Here is a 16,257-nt window from a genome sequence, read left to right as displayed (position 1 = left end):
TTCTAATTTATAAAAGTTTTAAGGTTTCCCTAAAGACTTTAAGCACAAAAAAAAAGTTGCAATTTTTACAATAATAATTGTATAAAGAATCAATGTAATTTCTAAAATAATATATTTGATTTTTCAAAAGAGGATATTATGAATACTAATGATAAAACTGGAATTAAAGAGTATACCGCTTGTGATGGACGTTACAATACTATGAAATACAGAAGATCTGGTAAAAGTGGAGTGCTTTTGTCTGCAATATCTTTGGGTTTATGGCATAACTTTGGGTCTGTAGATAGTATACATAATGCTAGGGAAATTCTTAGATGTGCTTTTGATCTGGGAATTACTCATTTTGATCTTGCTAATAATTATGGACCTTCTTATGGATCTGCAGAAGAAAATTTTGGTTTACTGTATAAGAAAGATTTTCTGTCGTACAGGGATGAATTTTTTATTGCTACAAAAGCTGGATACGATATGTGGCCCGGTCCTTATGGAAATTGGGGATCTCGAAAATATTTAATAGCAAGTTTAGATCAAAGTCTTCAGCGTATGGGATTGGATTATGTTGATGTTTTTTATCACCATAGACCTGATCCTGAAACACCATTAGAAGAAACAATGACGGCATTGGCTGATATTGTAAGACAAGGAAAAGCTTTGTATGTAGGCGTTTCCAATTATCAACCAGAAGAAACTGCCAAAGCTGCTAAATTATTAAAGGAAATGAATGTTCCGTTTATATTACATCAAGCTAGATATTCGATTTTTGATAGATGGGTAGAAGATGGTTTATTAGATACTTTAGAAGAAACAGGAACGGGATGTATTGCATTTTCTCCACTTGCCCAAGGATTACTTACAGATAAATATCTTAAAGGAATACCAACAAATTCTAGAGTAGCTAAGAGTTTTACCTATTTAGATGAAAATAAGTTAAAGAGTAAGATAGAAAAAATCCAAGGGCTTACAGAAATAGCAAATCAACGAGGGCAAAAACTATCGCAAATGGCAATCGCGTGGATTCTGAGACAATCGCAGGTTTGCTCTGTACTTATTGGAGCAAGTTCTGCAGATCAACTAAAAGAAAATGTTAAGTCTCTGGAACAACTTAAGTTTTCCGAAGAGGAATTACAATTGATAGATAGATTCTCTCAATGAGTTCAATAATAAAAATAATTGTACGATACAATCGTTTTGTCCAAATGAGATTTGAATAGATCAAAAAAAAAGATTACATAGCTTCTAACCTATTAAGAACCTCAGTCTTATAGTTTCTACTGATCGGAATTGATTTATTATTTAGTACCAGTTCTTCATTAGAAAAAGAATCTATTTTTTTAATGGAAATTATAAAAGAACGGTGTGTTCTCATAAACTGCTGGACTGGTAACTTAGCTTCTATATTACTAATGGTTTCTCTCGTTACAATAGTTTCATTATTGCAATGAATTTTGAGATAATCATTATAACTTTCTACATAAATTATTTCCGAAAAATTTACCTTTTTCATTCTTCGATCAGATCTGACAAATATAAAATCGTTTAGCGTTGTTTCCTGAATTTTTGCTGGCGAAATTTTATGGTGTATTTCGAAGTAATTGTTGACCGCGTTCAGAAGACGTTCAAAAGAAATAGGTTTTAATAAATAATCTACAGCGTGCAGATCAAATCCGTCAATAGCATATTCTCTGTATGCTGTAGTGAATATGATTTTGATCTCTTTATTAATAGATTTAGCAAAAGAAATTCCAGATATTTCAGGCATGTTAATATCCAGAAATATAAGATCTACTTTTTGCGAATTTATATGATTAAAAGCTTCTAATGCATTATTACACGTAGCAATAACTTCGATACGATCTATTTTTGATAAATGATTTGCAATAATACCCCTTGCGGTAGGTTCATCATCTACTATAATGCATGATATCTTAGAACTCATTAGTAGGTGTTTTTAGATTTTTTAAAATTAATTCAACCGTATACCAATTCTGATTTTTTAAAATTTTAAGTTCGTAATCATCCTTATATACTAATGACAATCGTTTTTTTATGTTACGTAAACCGATTCCGGTTTTATCTTTTTTCGTAAGGGTGTGAACAGAATTTTTTATAGAAAAGTGAATTTCATTATCAATATATTTTAGATACATGTGTATTGATAGTTTTTGGTTTATAATTTGTCCGTGTTTAAAACTGTTTTCTACAAATGGAATTAATAGCATGGGAGCTATCTGTGTAGTGTGTCTTATATTTTCAAAATCTAAAGAGATATCGAGAACATCGCTGAAACGCATTTTTTCTAATGCCACATAATCTTCAATATGATTTATTTCTTCTTGAAGAGAAACTAAAGGTTTATCGGATTGATATAAAAGATAATCTAAAAGATTCGATAATTTCAATATCATTTCTGGAGTATCTTCTGACTTTTTTAAAGCAAAGCCATACAAAGTGTTTAAGGTATTAAACAAGAAATGAGGATGTATTTGCATCTTTAGGTAATTCAACTCCTGTTCTTTGAGTTTCAATTGCGCTTCAAGAATTTTGGTTTTAAGCTCTTGGTTCGCCGTTGTCGATTTGTAATTATGTTGAGCTAAACTTAAAGCACTAGCAATAAAAACGACAAAATAGACCGCAATAAAAGGAAATAAGGGAGTTCTGGTCATTGGGGCCATTCCTTCATACTTAAGAGATGATAAAAAGATCAATCCATAAAAGAAGGAAATGACAATAAAAAAAGCAGAAATGATGATCGTATACACACAGTATAGTATGAATAAAAGATATTTTTCTTTGATTAGGTACTTTGGAATTAAGACTTCGGTAACTGTATATGTGGTTCCAATAGTTACTGGCATTAGAAATAGAGAGAAAGAAAAAACATAGTTGATGTTTTCTGTATTATGGCCAAAAAAATAAGTATAACACAATAATACAGCCACCCAAAAGATGATGTGCAATAGTAGTTTGGCTATTTTTTTAAGGATAAAATCTCTAGAAATCATATTGGCGTACAATATCCGTAATTTTTGTTTTTCAAACCTTATTTTTGGATGAATAACCGAATTAGGACCGTTTTTAGCAATGTCTACAGAATATTTCCGTAAGCGGTATAGATTAAGTTATAAGTTCCTTGAATCCTGTCAATGAGCGAAAAAAAGATATTCTGAGAACTTTAGATAGTAGTTTTGAATACGTTTAATTCGCAAAATATATACTATGATATCACTAATTATTAATCAATCAGAAGAAAGTCATTCATTTATTGTTCATACAGCTCATTTGTTACATGACGGAGGATTGTTTTTTATGTTACCTATTTTGGCAACGCTGTTTTTGGTGTTTTTCTTAATTATCAGGAATGCTTTAATTTTAAAAAAAACAAAACACCTTCCAGTTAAATATATCAAAATAATTAACTCTATTGGTTTAATGATATTGGTCTGGGGAGTTCTAGGTCAATTACTTGGTTTAGTACAAGCATTGGATACTATTGAGTTTTTAGGCGAAATTTCAACAGCACGATTAGCAGGAGGACTTAAAGTTTCTGCCTTACCCACTATGTTTGGTTGCCTTGTTTTTGTGATATCAAGAATTGCAACAGTTATTTTCACCTGGATTAGTAAAGATTCGGAATAATAGGGATTTCTTAAAACTACTTACCAATAGAAAATATATAACATTATCTGGTTGTATAGATACTAAAAACTTAAAAAGGGCATCTGAATTTTTGATCAAAAAATTTTTGATCAGGTAATGAGTTGCGTCATTTTTTAATACATAAAAAAACAAGATATGATTAAAATAATAATAATAGTTCTTTTAATGAACATCCCGACCATACAAGCACAAACATTTAACAAAGAAAGAATAGATAGCTTATTTAATCTGTTAGAAATTCATAATCAAGGAATGGGTAGTATTTCTGTTTACAAAGAAGGAAAAGAAGTTTATAAAAATTCTATCGGTTATCTCGATGTAAAAAATGGAATAGAGGCAAATGAAAAGACGAAGTATAGAATAGGTTCTATTACCAAAACTTTTACTGCGACTTTAATTATGCAATTAGTAGATGAAAAGAAATTAAGCTTAGGAACTTTTTTAGTTGATTATTTTCCAGAAGTGTCCAATGCTAATAAGATCACAATAGAACATATGTTACGTCATCGTAGTGGTTTGTTTAATCTTACAGAAGATGAAGATTTTAGGAAATGGATGTTGGTCCCAAATACCAGGAAAGAAATGATGAATAGAATTGTAAAAAGAGAAGTTGATTTTCAACCTGATGAAAAGATGACATATTCTAATACCAACTATGTACTGCTTTCTTATATAGCCGAAGAAATTGAAAGTAAAACCTATGCCGAAATTTTGGAATCAAGAATCATAAAGCCTTTAGGATTGAAAAGAACAGGGTATGGTAAAATAATAAATACAGAAGATAACGAAGCACTATCATATGTTCGAGAAAATTCTGAATGGAGTTTAATAGAAAAGCATACAGATATGAGTGTTCCAATAGGAGCAGGAGCCATAGTTTCTACTCCAACAGAATTAAATGTCTTTTATACTAGTTTGTTTTCTGGAAAATTAGTGTCTAAAAATTCTTTAGAAAAAATGATGGACACTTCTCTAGGTATGGGAATTGGGTTAGGAGGAGAAATCTTTTTTGATAAGCAAGCGTATGGCCATAACGGAGGGATAGATGGGTTTCAATCACTTACATTGTATGTGCCAGAGGATAAAATTACTATTTCGTACATAGGGAACGGAATTGTAATGTCTCCAAACAATTGTATAGTTAATGTATTAAAAAGTTATTATAATAAAAATTATAAACTTCCGGAGTTTAAAGAACCAATACAATTAAAAACTAAAGCTTTAGATCCTTATTTGGGAGTTTATACAAGTGATTTATTTCCTTTTCAGATTACTATTACAAAAGAAGATACTGTGTTAATTGCTGATGCAAAAGATGGCCCTAAATTTCCATTAGTTGCATATGCAAAAGATGGATTTAAATCTGATAGAGCAGGAGCAACGTTAAATTTTTACCCTACTGAAAACAAAATGATTTTAGAATTAAATGGGAGCAAGGTGAATTTTATAAAAAAAGTAAAATAGAAAGGTTGTTATTTGTAAGGTTATTGGATTTAGACGACTATTAAAAATAATGAAGAAAATCTTTTCAGTATTTATTGTTTTGGTTTTTGTAAACTGTTCTACTGATGAACAAAGTTTATTTGATCCTAATGCTGAAAGGAATCCACCTATACTTATTAATGATGGTGTTTTTGCTGATGCTAATTTATGTCAGGAAGCTAAAGATTTATATTCCAGATTACTTACATTAACACAAGAAGGAATTGCTTTTGGTCAACAAGAACCCTTTGGTACAGGTAATAATTTTCCTATGCCAGATAGACTCGATCAAGATTTTATAGAAGTAGCTAATGATTACCCAGCAATTGCTGGTTTTGATCTGGAATTGATAAGCCTACAAAATTCTCTATTTATTGATGAATTTATCGAAAAATTCACTAGAGCAGTTGTAGATGCCCACGAAAATGGAAGTATCATTACCATGACTTGGCATATGGTAAACCCAAACAATTCAGCGGGTGTTTTAACAGCGGTAGTGCCCGATATGTTAGAAGGAGGAATGTATAGAGACAAATTTTTAGATAACTTAACAAAAGCCTCAATACTGCTTAAAAACTTAAAAGATTCTGAAGGAAATCCAATTCCAATATTGTTTCGCCCGTGGCATGAGATGAATGGTGATTTTTTTTATTGGGGAGAAGGTTTTAGAACTACAGAAGAGTATAAACAGTTATATAGAGATACATTAAAGATTTTAACAGAGGATTTAGATGTTCATAACTTGATTTACATTTATGCTCCAAATTGGGTTACTAATTCAGAAGAATATATGCGCAATTATCCAGGAGATGATTATGTAGATATGTTGGGTATCGATGTATATGATTTTAAAAACGGAAATTTTTTACAAAGTGCTTTACAAAATTTACGGATTGTAGAAGACATAGCCACTAGTAAAAATATGCTTTTTGCACTTACGGAGACGGGTTTAGAAAATGTAGATCAAAATGATTGGTGGACAGAAAGCTTATATAAAGCTATTAGAAGTAGTAGTATTACATACGCTATGGTATGGAGAAATGATACGCCTTCTTTCTTTCACGCGCCTTTTTTAGGACATCCTTCGGTGGATGATTTTAGAGAATTTTTAAGTAAAGATGTTATGCTACTTAGTCAAGACATTCCATAGAGGTGTGCTACTAAATCATTACATTAAAAATTGAGATTTTTATTAATTTTTATGAGAACCATCACAATATGGAGGGTTACTTGTTTGTTTGCAAGTACATAAATAGGCTTCTTTAGACTCTTCAGTACTAAAAATTAAAGGATTTGTTCCTCCTTCTTTTTTATGAGTACCATTACAGAAAGGTTGATCAACACTATGACCGCAAGTACACCAGGCATAGTTTTTATCCGCTTCTAATTGACAAGCTATTGGAGCTTCGCCACCTCTTATATTATTTTCCATAAAGTTTATTTTATGCTTCTAAAAATATTAAATCTTGGGTTAAGATTGATTTTAAATTACAAATTTACATGATGATGTAATTACAATTGAATGTTCTATATCGCAAATGGAGCTGTTGGACGCCTTTGTAGATTTTTAAATATCCTAATGAAATAGGACCAGGAGTCTATGATATTCATGTGCCGAGAGTACCTCATAAAGAAGTAATCATAGAATTGATGCGTAAAGCACAAGAAAGAATATGTTCCTATAGATCAATTATGGATTAACCCAGATTGTGGATTAAAAACACGTGGATGGGAAGAAACAGAAAAGCTCTTAAAACAATAGTTAAAGCTGCTCGACAATTAAGAAAAGAAGTTGTACAAACCGTTTAGGTCATAGTTCATATATTATCAATGGTTTAAGCGGAAGTAATCTTTGCGAAAATAGATTACTCTACTTATTTTTAACTGGAACCCATCCAGGTTATGATGTTTGTAAAATTGTCTATTAGCTAAGTATGAATTTAATTAATTTAAATTCTGGCCTGATATGTATATAAGTCAAAATATCTACCTTCTGCAGCGATCAGTTCTTCATGAGTTCCTCTTTCGGCAATATTTCCTGATTCAATGACTAAAATCTGATCAGCTTTTTTGATCGTACTTAATCTATGCGCTATGACAAAAGTAGTGCGGCCTTTCATTAATTCGCCTAAACTTTTCTGAATTAATGCTTCACTTTCTGTATCCAGGTTAGAGGTTGCTTCATCTAGAATAATGATTTTCGGATCTGCAAGAATGGCACGAGCAATCGCAATACGTTGTCTTTGTCCTCCTGATAATTTTACACCACGTTCCCCTATTAATGTGTCTAATCCATCATCAAAACGATCTGTAAATTCATTTACATAAGCAGCTTTTACAGCTTGTTGTAATCGCTCTTCTGAAGCATCAGGTCTAGGGAATAATATATTGGCTTTAATAGTACCTTCAAACAAGAATTCATCTTGTAATACAACTCCCAGATTACGCCTGTAGCTGCTAAGATTCACCTTGGAGATATCGTGACTATCGATAGTGATAAGACCAGATTTCGGATTAAGAAATGTGGCAGATAAGCCAGCAATTGTAGACTTACCAGAACCAGAGCTTCCTACCAAAGCAGTTACAGTTCCAGAAGGTGCTCTAAAATTTATGTTATGTAATACCTCTTTTCCTTCTTCATAAGAGAACGAAACATTATCAAAAATGATATCCCCTTTGATATTATCCAATCGTACTGTACGATTCTCAGGATCTTCTTCCGGATCCATATTCATCAATTCTTCGGTTCGATCCAGACCAGCTAAAGCTTCAGTTAATTGACTGCCAATATTGCTCATTTGTACGATTGGAGCAATCATAAAAGCTAAATACATTGTAAATGATAAAAATTGACCTGCAGTCATAGTTCCTTCCATCATATAATATCCTCCAATTCCCATAATTCCTGTAGAGGCAATACCGGCTAATAAGAATGTAGAAGAACTGGTCATTAGAGCAGTAGCTGTTAAGCTCTTTTTTACATTCTGAAATAAACGATCCACTCCTTCCTCAAAAACCTTGCTTTCTTGTTCCTCTGCACCAAAACCTTTAATAACTCTAACTCCAGCGAGCGTTTCAGTTAATCTTCCTTTTACTTCGGCATTAATAACACCTCTTTTTCTAAAAATAGGTCTGATATATTTAAAAGCTTTTAGAGCTACTATTCCAAATAGGGTGATAGGAATCAACACAAATAAAGTCATCCATCCATTAATTTCAACAAGTAAAAATACAGATACAATAGCTGTAAATATACCTCCTACGAGTTGAACTAATCCTGTTCCTATTAAGTTACGTACACCTTCTACATCACTCATAATTCTAGAAACTAAAGCTCCGGATTTGGTATTGTCGAAAAAACCAATGGGTAATGAAAGTACTTTCTTCTGTACCTGAGCACGTAATTCTGAAATTAAAAATTGAGCTTGTACGCTTAAAACTCGAGTTAATAAAAATGAGGTAGTAGCCTGGATTAATATCGCAACACCAACAATAATCAATAGTTCATATAACTGCGCCATATCTTTACTTGGCACAACATCATCTAACAATGTTTTACTTTTCCAAGGAAGAACTAAACCAGCAACCCTATTAAAAAAAATTAAAATAAGTCCAATAAAAACCAAACCACGCCTTGGCCAAATAATGGTTTTAAAGGCTTGTAAAATAGTAACTTTCGGTTTCCTTTTATCTTTTGAAGAAGTATTATCGTTTGCAAACTCTCTCATAAGTTAGTTAGTCTTTAGTATTAAAAAGGGAAATGGTATAGTCTAAAAGACTCTGATCGCCAAATGAGCCGTGTCCTGGAATTACAACTTCTATATCAGAATACGCTTTTTTTATTTTACTTACAGTATTCGACCATTCTAATACATTAGCATCAGCAAGATTTCCTTTAGAAGCATTCATACTCTTTATCATACATCCTCCAAAAAGAATTTGATCTTCTGGAAAATAAGAAACGATGTTATCTTTACTGTGTGCTTCACCAAAAAATGTATTTACTATTCTTTTATCTCCAACCTTAATTATCAATTCGTTTTCGAAAATTTCATCTGGTTGCTCAAAGTCTTTTTCTTGCATCAACTGAGCAGTTTTTTTAGAAGCAATAGAAGGAATATTATATTTTCCAAAAACATCCATTCCTTCATTACAATCCCTATGAAAATGATTAAAGACAACACCTTTTATTGTTATTCTTTTTTCTTCCTGAAGCCAGTTGATTAATTGTTCAGAAGCAACATCATTAGCAGGAGTATCAAAAACAAAAGCTTCGTTATCATCTATGTATACAAAACCATTGCAAGCATATTGTTTACCATTGTCTAAAAACACTTTGGAAATATGGACATAACTGTGATTATTTATTTTGGTAAGTTTTAAGTTCTCCGAAATTGTAATCAAGTTACTTTCTTCTTTAGGCTTGCAGGAAATAAAAAATACAAGCGATACGTATATAATCGATTTTAGATACTGTTTAGTCATGTATTTAAAAAAACTTTTTTCTTTTTAAAAAATGCATAGCTAAGATATAAATACCAACTGGAATTCCGATCCAGATTAATTCACTTAACAATACTTTAATGCCCCAAATACTAAAGAATTTTCCAGCTCCAATAGGAGATACTTGAATTGGTCTCCAAGGGAAGAAATATCTAGTATTGTCAAAAGGGGAGAAGAAGGCAATACCTAATCCTCCAGATGTCATCGCATCTAATATTCCGTGTGATGCTGTACAGATTGTAAAATATATGATAAGCGCTAAACCAGCTCGGCTTAGAATTTTTTTGTTATAAAATATAAGTGTAACTAAAATACCTAATAATAATGCAAATACTAGCGAATGCGAAAATCCACGATGTCCCCAAAAATCTTCGTAGGCTATTCCAAATTTAAAACCAATAACATCTGCATCAGGTAGTATAGAACAGATAATACCTAATAACCAAAATTTCCAAGTGATCATTTCTTTTGAGAAACCTTTTCCTAAAGCGTAAGCCGTTAATGCATGTCCAAATATTGAAGCCAATTAATAGGTGTTATTTTTTCTTCTTTTTCTTATGCTTAAGATTAAAGGTTTTATCACCCTTGGTCTTCGGCTTTTTATATTTCTTTTTTATCTCACGTTGATATTTTCCACCTAGGTTAACCTTACTGTTTTTTGCGGATTTTTCGTGAAACGCTGCACCCGCCTCATCATCATTAGGTCGTTTATGAGGGTTGTATATTTCTTTAACCTTAGGTTGTTCTTCTGGTGTTAGTTTTTCAGATATTTCTACGTTTTCTGGTAATGGTAGTTTTTCTATTTCCATTTCCATCAAACGCTCTATAGCATCCAAATATTCTTGTTCTTTTTCTGTAGTTAAAACAAAAGAAACTCCTTCTTTTTCTGCCCGACCCGTTCTACCGATTCTATGCATATAATTCTCAGGATATTCCGGTGTGTCTAGATTAATTACCTGACTCACATTTTCTATGTCTAACCCTCTAGCCATTACATCTGTAGCTATTAGAATTCTATTTTCTCCCTTTCTAAATTGTTCGATACTTCTTAATCTATAATTCTGGGTTTTATTAGAATGTATGATGCATATTTCTTCTTTGTACTTATTCTCTAATGCTTCGAATAAGCGATCTGCAATTTTTTTATATCCTACAAATATGAGTGTTTTGTGATAAATCTCCTTATCAGAAAGTAAATGTTCCAATAGATTTACTTTGGTATAGAAGTTAGGAACTTTATATCCAAACTGTTTAATATTTTCTAAGGGTGTACCACTTTTGGCAACAGATATTCTTTCAGGATTTCTAAAGATTTCCGAAATCATTTTATCTACTTCATCCGTCATAGTAGCAGAGAACATAATATTCTGTCGTTGCTGAGGAAGTATATCAAAAATATTCATCAATTGATGTCTAAAGCCAAGATCTAGCATTACGTCTACTTCATCAATCACTATTTTTTGTATTGATTTAAGTTGTAACGCTCTACTTACAGCAAGATCATAGAGACGTCCAGGCGTGGCAACTACAATATCCAGACCTTCAGAGACTGCTTGTTTTTGGGTATTGATATTAGTTCCTCCATAAACTCCAGTAACTCGAAGATTAATATAGGTAGAAAGTTTTTCAATCTCATCTACTACCTGAACTACTAATTCTCTGGTAGGGACAAGTACCAAAACTCGTGGGTTTTGTTGCACAGAGTATTTTAACATTCGTAATATGGGTAGCATATACGCATATGTCTTACCAGTTCCGGTTTGCGCAATTCCCACAACATCTTTCCCGGACATTACCGTAGAAAATGCTTGTTCCTGAATCGGAGTTGGTATTTCGAACCCCAAGTCATCAAGAGCATTGATAAGTTGTGTGCTTAAGTTTAGATCTCTAAAAGTCACTTTTAAAAGTATTTATACGCGAAAGTAATTTATTTGATTACAAAAAATACGAAAACATAAATAATATAGTATTTATATCTGTAAATAAACCAAATGGTTCGGTTATCAATATACACAAAAGCTTTATTACTAAACATAAATACAAGTATTTTAGGGCGAAATTATAGTATAAAACTGTATCTTTATACTACTTAAAACTAGTATGGCGGAGCTTATTAAAATATATAATGAAAACCCAAATCCACGCGAAGTGCAAAAGGTTGTTGATTGCTTGCGCAATGGTGGACTGGTAATTTACCCTACGGATACAGTATATGGTTTGGGATGTGATATTACTAATAATAGGGCATTGGAACGCGTTGCTCATATTAAAGGAGTAAAACTTGCAAAAGCTAATTTCTCTTTTATTTGTAGTGATTTAAGCAATTTGTCCGATTATGTAAAACAAATAGATAATAGCACATTCAAATTATTAAAAAGGACACTTCCTGGTCCATATACCTTTATACTTCCTGGCAGTAACAATTTGCCAACGGTTTTTAAGAAGAAAAAAACGGTAGGGATTCGTGTTCCGGATAATAATATTTGTAAGAGTATTGTGGAGAATTTAGGAAATCCGGTAGTATCTACTTCGATTTATGATGAAGATGAGGTTATTGAATATACTACAGATCCAGAATTAATACTTGAAAAATGGGATAACCTTGTGGATATTGTAATTGATGGAGGTTATGGAGATAATATGGCTTCTACCGTAATAGATCTTACCAGTGGTGAGCCAGTTCTAATAAGAGAGGGAAAAGGACCAATCGATATTATCTAAGAGACCACAAATTTTAGTTCATTTCTATAAGTACTCGGTGTTTTTCCCGAAAATTCCTTGAAGAGTTTATTAAAATGAGAGAAATTGCTAAAACCACTTTCATAGCAAATATCTGTAATACTAGTTTGTTTTTCGTGTAATAACTTAGCGGCGTGTACCAATCTATATTCATTTACAAATTGAATAAAGGTTTTCCCAGTATTTTTTTTGAAATATCTACAAAATCCTGGTACACTCATACTTACTTTATCTGCAATTTCATCTAAAGGGATTTGACGAGTAAATTCTTTCTGAACAAAATTGAAGATAAGATTGATACGATTATTATCCTGTAATGAGGTCTCAATAACAAAACCTTCCGCATTCAGAATAGAATAATCTTTAGTTTGTTGCATTTCTTTAAAAACTTTAAGAATACCTATTAATCTATCAAAAGGATCCAACATGGCTAATGCCTCAATTCTAGCTCCGATCCTACGTTTGGTATCCCCATGAAATACAATACCCTTTTTTGCTTGCTCCAATAATTGGTTGACTCCACTCATTTCGGGAACATTAAAAAAAGAGTTGCCTAGAAAATCTGGTAACATTTGTATAATTGTTTCACTTTTATTTTGTGTTAGGCTATCAGTAAAACCACAGTGAGGTAGATTAGAACCGATAAGCATCAATGCCCCATTTCTGTAATATGACATATGACTACCGATTTGTCTTTTTCCTGTTCCACCATTAACATACACAATTTCAATTTCTGGATGATAGTGCCAAATAGGAGCTTTGTTCATTTTCTCTTTAGAAAAATTCTCGTAATAAAAAGAACTTCCAAATTCAGGAACTATTTTTTCTAGAGAAGGTTTAATGCTTTTTTTCATATCAGGGAATTTTCTCCTTATAGTTATTTTGTAAATATAACATATTTATCATGTTAATAAAATGTAAAATTTTTAAAATCATATGTTAAATTAACTTTAAGGTGGTTTTAAAGTAATTTAATAGGTTAAAATAGAACATATATATGCAAATATAGTTGTATTTCTGTATTTGATATCAGTGCTATATTTGCAGAGTAAAATATTAACAACAACAAAAACCTAAGTTATGAAAAGAGTAATTAACCTTTGTTTGCTAGCATTAGTAATCACCACAAGCAATATTGCTAATGCCGCCGGAAGAGTATCAGTAGAGATCAGCAATTCGTCTATGGTTACTGTATCATTGACAGAAGTTGTAAAAGGAGAAAAATTATTCCTTAAGGATTATCACGGTGAAATTTTGTTCAACGTTACTTTAGAAGCTACACCTAATTATCAAAAGTACTTTAATTTAGGTAATGTACCTGATGGAGTTTATTTCGTGGAAACAGAATCATTATATGAAGTAAAAGTTACACCATTGTTGAAAAACAAAAAAGGAGTTTCTTTAATCAATACTTCTGCCGTGACTGTTTTTAAACCACAGGTTAGTGTGGAAAACAATCTAATGAAAGTAATGTTTAATAATACAGAAAAATCACCTCTAACCCTTGTTATTTATGATAACGAAGGGAGAGTGTTAGAAGAGATTATTGGTTATGATAAGTCAATATTAAAGAGAACATATGATTTTTCTAAAATGCCAAAAGGAGAATACCAATTATATTTCTCTCTAAAAGATAGAACGTTTATAAAGAAAGTTAGTATTTAATTGTTTCATTATTAACTCAACCACTCAAAAAGCAGCGCTAACCACGCTGCTTTTTGCTTATCAAATAATTAGTAGTAAGGTTAATATCGAATAGATATCTGCTAATATTGTTGTGTTTATTTCATAGTTTTTGGTTTAACTTTAAGTATTATAAATAAAAAGTATAATTATGAATGTAGTAGCAGAAATATACCTAGTAATCGCAGCAATTTTCATTATTTCTTTTTCTAATACAGTAGAAGAATTTTCTATTGAAATAAAAGAATTCTCTTTAGAAGCTGATGAGTTTCTAAACGGATAAACGTAATTTCTGTGATACTACAGTAATTAAAAGTACCCAAGCTTTTCTTTAACAGAAGCTTTATAGTTTCTACCTACTGGTATTTTGATTCCTTTTAGTTCAATTTCGGTAGTAGAAAAAGCATCGATATAATCTATGCCAATAATAAAAGAGCGATGTACTCTTAAAAAATGCGTGCTTGGTAGAACGTTTTCGATATTACTGATACTTTTATATGCAATTATTTCTCTATCACAAGTTTTTATTTTTATGTAGTTTTTTAGACTTTCTATAAAAAGAATATTCTTTAAGAATATTTTCTGCATTTTTTTTTCAACCTTGAGATATATAAAAAGATCTTGATAGTTAGTTTCTGCTTCGTTACTATTTGATAATTCGAGTAGAGCAGAAGTAGATTTATAAAGTTTGAGCACTTTATTAACGGATTTTAAAAATCTCGAAAACTCAATAGGTTTTAATAGGTAATCAATGGCTTCGAGATTAAATGCATCTACAGCATAATTACTGTAAGCTGTTGTAAAAATAACTTTTGGTGAGGGGTTTAAATCTTTTAAAAAGTCAATTCCAGTTAAATCAGGCATCTGAATATCTAAAAAAATTAAATCGATACTTTTATCTGCGATGATATTAAATGCTTCTAATGCATTAGCGCAGGAAGCAATAAGCTCTAAGTGATCAATTCTGGAAATGTAATTTTCAATAATTTCCCTGGCCAGTGGTTCATCATCTACAATTAGACATTTGATTCTAGTATTCATTTAGAGCGAGTTTAGTAAGGTTTATTTTCAAAATAATTTCATAGGATAACTCATTATCTTCAATGGTTAATGAATATTTATCAGGATATAAAAGATTTAATCTTTTTTTTACATTTTTAAACCCAATACCACCAATCAGTTCTTGCTGGTGATGGTTATTAATTAATTTAGCATTTTCTACTAACATTACAAGCTCTTCCTGCTTAGCAAATATATTAATCACAACCCACGATTTTTTTGAAGATGAAGTCCCATGTTTAAACGCATTTTCTACAAACGGGATTAGTAAAAAAGGAGATATTTCATACTCTTTATCTATTTCAGAATTGAAACTAATATCAATTGTGGTATCAAATCGTAACTTCTCTAGGTCTACATAGTTCTTTAGGTATTCTATTTCTTTGGTTAATGAGACTTTAGGAACATTAGCTTCGTATAACATATATCGCATTAATCGAGAAAGCTTTAATACGGCAGTTTCGGCAGCATCGGATTTTCTTATAATTAGAGCATATAAACTATTAAGCGTGTTAAATAAAAAATGTGGATGTACCTGATTTCTAAGCTGAAGGAGTTCGGCTTCTATTTTTTCTTTTTCAAGTGTTAATGCTTTTTGTTGCGAATTATAGTAAAATTTAAAAAAACTCATTCCCAAAGGAATAACTGCGGCTATATTAACATCCAAGATAGTATTCATTAATTCTGTTATGATAAAATAACCTTCACTATGCCATCCAGGAAGGTAATTAGGCTGTACATAAAAAAAAATGATAGATCTTTGGATACAAATACTTACGATCAAGAGTACAATAATATACGCAATGATAAAAGCAATAAATTTTCGCTTAATAAAAAATTTTGGTAGTAAGATATAGATGGATACATACACGAGTACCATTCTTGCAGGCAAACTAAAAGTTTGAATGGTAAATGAACGGACGTAATCATTATCGTAAGTTCCCCAAGTGACCCCAAAAAAAACAATCAATCCTATCCAATATAAAATGTGGATAACGATTCGATTAGAAAATAGATTCTTTAAAAGAGAATACATCATTAAGTGCAATTAAGCTAAAGTGTCTAAAATCGGAAAAAATTGAATAAAACAACAAAATTCAGGATAAACAACTGGCAATATAATACATACTACAG

General features: G+C 31.3%; 17 protein-coding genes and 1 pseudogene. 8 read left to right on the top strand and 10 right to left on the bottom strand.

Annotated features, from left to right (window positions below):
* The first annotated feature begins 138 nt into the window (after nt 1-138).
* On the top strand, nt 139-1,152 hold the full coding sequence (mgrA, locus tag D1818_RS04200) for an L-glyceraldehyde 3-phosphate reductase (protein WP_118456549.1): 1,014 nt from the start codon (nt 139-141) through the stop codon (nt 1,150-1,152).
* 73 nt (nt 1,153-1,225) lie between these two features.
* Here the strand turns inward: mgrA and D1818_RS04195 are convergent, their stop codons facing one another.
* Together D1818_RS04195 and D1818_RS04190 are read right to left on the bottom strand one after the other, a co-directional pair.
* Entirely contained in the window at nt 1,226-1,936 is a 711-nt protein-coding gene (locus tag D1818_RS04195; RefSeq protein WP_118456548.1) for a LytTR family DNA-binding domain-containing protein, read from the bottom strand.
* On the bottom strand, nt 1,926-2,855 hold the full coding sequence (locus D1818_RS04190; RefSeq protein ID WP_240338279.1) for a sensor histidine kinase: 930 nt from the start codon (nt 2,853-2,855) through the stop codon (nt 1,926-1,928). Before D1818_RS04190 ends, D1818_RS04195 begins: the two co-directional genes overlap by 11 nt.
* Nucleotides 2,856-3,216: 361 nt before the next feature.
* Here D1818_RS04190 and D1818_RS04185 point away from each other — a divergent pair, with 361 nt between their 5' ends.
* From D1818_RS04185 to D1818_RS04175, 3 genes are all read left to right on the top strand, one after another.
* Entirely contained in the window at nt 3,217-3,636 is a 420-nt protein-coding gene (locus D1818_RS04185; protein WP_118456546.1) for a MotA/TolQ/ExbB proton channel family protein, read from the top strand.
* Between the two features lie 156 nt (nt 3,637-3,792).
* Nucleotides 3,793-5,121 (top strand): serine hydrolase, encoded by a 1,329-nt coding sequence (locus D1818_RS04180; RefSeq protein WP_118456545.1) that lies wholly within the window; start codon nt 3,793-3,795, stop codon nt 5,119-5,121.
* A gap of 49 nt (nt 5,122-5,170) precedes the next feature.
* Nucleotides 5,171-6,289 (top strand): glycoside hydrolase family 26 protein, encoded by a 1,119-nt coding sequence (locus D1818_RS04175; protein WP_118456544.1) that lies wholly within the window; start codon nt 5,171-5,173, stop codon nt 6,287-6,289.
* 42 nt (nt 6,290-6,331) lie between these two features.
* Here the strand turns inward: D1818_RS04175 and D1818_RS04170 are convergent, their stop codons facing one another.
* Nucleotides 6,332-6,571: a CDGSH iron-sulfur domain-containing protein gene (locus D1818_RS04170; protein ID WP_118456543.1), complete on the bottom strand. Its 240-nt coding sequence runs from the start codon at nt 6,569-6,571 to the stop codon at nt 6,332-6,334.
* 55 nt (nt 6,572-6,626) lie between these two features.
* Between D1818_RS04170 and D1818_RS04165 the strand changes: the two are divergent.
* Nucleotides 6,627-6,948: pseudogene (locus D1818_RS04165) on the top strand (5-methyltetrahydropteroyltriglutamate--homocysteine S-methyltransferase); the annotation flags it as partial.
* 140 nt (nt 6,949-7,088) lie between these two features.
* On the opposite strand, the gene D1818_RS04160 reads toward D1818_RS04165, so the two are convergent.
* The 4 genes from D1818_RS04160 to D1818_RS04145 are packed head-to-tail and all read right to left on the bottom strand — an operon-like array spanning nt 7,089 to nt 11,540.
* On the bottom strand, nt 7,089-8,867 hold the full coding sequence (locus D1818_RS04160; protein ID WP_118456542.1) for an ABC transporter ATP-binding protein: 1,779 nt from the start codon (nt 8,865-8,867) through the stop codon (nt 7,089-7,091).
* A gap of 7 nt (nt 8,868-8,874) precedes the next feature.
* Nucleotides 8,875-9,624: a subclass B1 metallo-beta-lactamase gene (gene bla / locus D1818_RS04155; protein WP_118456541.1), complete on the bottom strand. Its 750-nt coding sequence runs from the start codon at nt 9,622-9,624 to the stop codon at nt 8,875-8,877.
* A 4-nt stretch (nt 9,625-9,628) separates the two neighbouring features.
* Nucleotides 9,629-10,168: a metal-dependent hydrolase gene (locus D1818_RS04150; RefSeq protein WP_118456540.1), complete on the bottom strand. Its 540-nt coding sequence runs from the start codon at nt 10,166-10,168 to the stop codon at nt 9,629-9,631.
* Nucleotides 10,169-10,178: 10 nt separating this feature from the next.
* Nucleotides 10,179-11,540: a DEAD/DEAH box helicase gene (locus tag D1818_RS04145; protein ID WP_118456539.1), complete on the bottom strand. Its 1,362-nt coding sequence runs from the start codon at nt 11,538-11,540 to the stop codon at nt 10,179-10,181.
* Nucleotides 11,541-11,742: 202 nt separating this feature from the next.
* On the opposite strand from D1818_RS04145, the gene D1818_RS04140 reads away from it, so the two are divergent.
* Entirely contained in the window at nt 11,743-12,363 is a 621-nt protein-coding gene (locus D1818_RS04140) for an L-threonylcarbamoyladenylate synthase (RefSeq protein WP_118456538.1), read from the top strand.
* Here D1818_RS04140 and D1818_RS04135 read toward each other — a convergent pair.
* The gene (locus tag D1818_RS04135; RefSeq protein ID WP_118456537.1) at nt 12,360-13,235 is read right to left on the bottom strand and encodes an AraC family transcriptional regulator; all 876 of its coding nucleotides are present in this window, start codon (nt 13,233-13,235) and stop codon (nt 12,360-12,362) included. The two genes, D1818_RS04140 and D1818_RS04135, sit on opposite strands and share 4 nt — an antisense overlap.
* Before the next feature lie 226 nt (nt 13,236-13,461).
* On the opposite strand from D1818_RS04135, the gene D1818_RS04130 reads away from it, so the two are divergent.
* Nucleotides 13,462-14,046: a DUF3244 domain-containing protein gene (locus tag D1818_RS04130; RefSeq protein ID WP_118456536.1), complete on the top strand. Its 585-nt coding sequence runs from the start codon at nt 13,462-13,464 to the stop codon at nt 14,044-14,046.
* A 169-nt stretch (nt 14,047-14,215) separates the two neighbouring features.
* Complete coding sequence (locus D1818_RS25800; RefSeq protein WP_255424789.1) at nt 14,216-14,347, top strand: hypothetical protein; 132 nt, start codon at nt 14,216-14,218, stop codon at nt 14,345-14,347.
* A 26-nt stretch (nt 14,348-14,373) separates the two neighbouring features.
* On the opposite strand, the gene D1818_RS04125 is transcribed toward D1818_RS25800, so the two are convergent.
* Complete coding sequence (locus D1818_RS04125; protein WP_118456535.1) at nt 14,374-15,105, bottom strand: LytTR family DNA-binding domain-containing protein; 732 nt, start codon at nt 15,103-15,105, stop codon at nt 14,374-14,376.
* The gene (locus D1818_RS04120) at nt 15,095-16,162 is read right to left on the bottom strand and encodes a sensor histidine kinase (RefSeq protein ID WP_118456534.1); all 1,068 of its coding nucleotides are present in this window, start codon (nt 16,160-16,162) and stop codon (nt 15,095-15,097) included. Before D1818_RS04120 ends, D1818_RS04125 begins: the two co-directional genes overlap by 11 nt.
* Nucleotides 16,163-16,257: the final 95 nt, after the last annotated feature.

The sequence above is a fragment of the Aquimarina sp. BL5 genome (genome assembly GCF_003443675.1).
Lineage (GTDB): Bacteria > Bacteroidota > Bacteroidia > Flavobacteriales > Flavobacteriaceae > Aquimarina.
The sequence above is the reverse complement of the archived record's forward strand: the minus strand, read 5'-3'. Positions and strand labels throughout refer to the sequence as shown.

What these genes read in the sequence shown, in the direction of transcription:
- D1818_RS04180 (WP_118456545.1), top strand. Translation starts at nt 3,793, where the DNA reads ATGATTAAAATAATAATAATAGTTCTTTTAATGAACATCCCGACCATA.
- D1818_RS04140 (WP_118456538.1), top strand. Translation starts at nt 11,743, where the DNA reads ATGGCGGAGCTTATTAAAATATATAATGAAAACCCAAATCCACGCGAA.
- D1818_RS25800 (WP_255424789.1), top strand. Translation starts at nt 14,216, where the DNA reads ATGAATGTAGTAGCAGAAATATACCTAGTAATCGCAGCAATTTTCATT.
- D1818_RS04170 (WP_118456543.1), bottom strand. Translation starts at nt 6,571, where the DNA reads ATGGAAAATAATATAAGAGGTGGCGAAGCTCCAATAGCTTGTCAATTA.
- D1818_RS04190 (WP_240338279.1), bottom strand. Translation starts at nt 2,855, where the DNA reads ATGCCAGTAACTATTGGAACCACATATACAGTTACCGAAGTCTTAATT.
- D1818_RS04135 (WP_118456537.1), bottom strand. Translation starts at nt 13,235, where the DNA reads ATGAAAAAAAGCATTAAACCTTCTCTAGAAAAAATAGTTCCTGAATTT.
- D1818_RS04130 (WP_118456536.1), top strand. Translation starts at nt 13,462, where the DNA reads ATGAAAAGAGTAATTAACCTTTGTTTGCTAGCATTAGTAATCACCACA.
- D1818_RS04175 (WP_118456544.1), top strand. Translation starts at nt 5,171, where the DNA reads ATGAAGAAAATCTTTTCAGTATTTATTGTTTTGGTTTTTGTAAACTGT.
- mgrA (WP_118456549.1), top strand. Translation starts at nt 139, where the DNA reads ATGAATACTAATGATAAAACTGGAATTAAAGAGTATACCGCTTGTGAT.
- D1818_RS04195 (WP_118456548.1), bottom strand. Translation starts at nt 1,936, where the DNA reads ATGAGTTCTAAGATATCATGCATTATAGTAGATGATGAACCTACCGCA.
- D1818_RS04160 (WP_118456542.1), bottom strand. Translation starts at nt 8,867, where the DNA reads ATGAGAGAGTTTGCAAACGATAATACTTCTTCAAAAGATAAAAGGAAA.
- bla (WP_118456541.1), bottom strand. Translation starts at nt 9,624, where the DNA reads ATGACTAAACAGTATCTAAAATCGATTATATACGTATCGCTTGTATTT.
- D1818_RS04125 (WP_118456535.1), bottom strand. Translation starts at nt 15,105, where the DNA reads ATGAATACTAGAATCAAATGTCTAATTGTAGATGATGAACCACTGGCC.
- D1818_RS04185 (WP_118456546.1), top strand. Translation starts at nt 3,217, where the DNA reads ATGATATCACTAATTATTAATCAATCAGAAGAAAGTCATTCATTTATT.
- D1818_RS04120 (WP_118456534.1), bottom strand. Translation starts at nt 16,162, where the DNA reads ATGATGTATTCTCTTTTAAAGAATCTATTTTCTAATCGAATCGTTATC.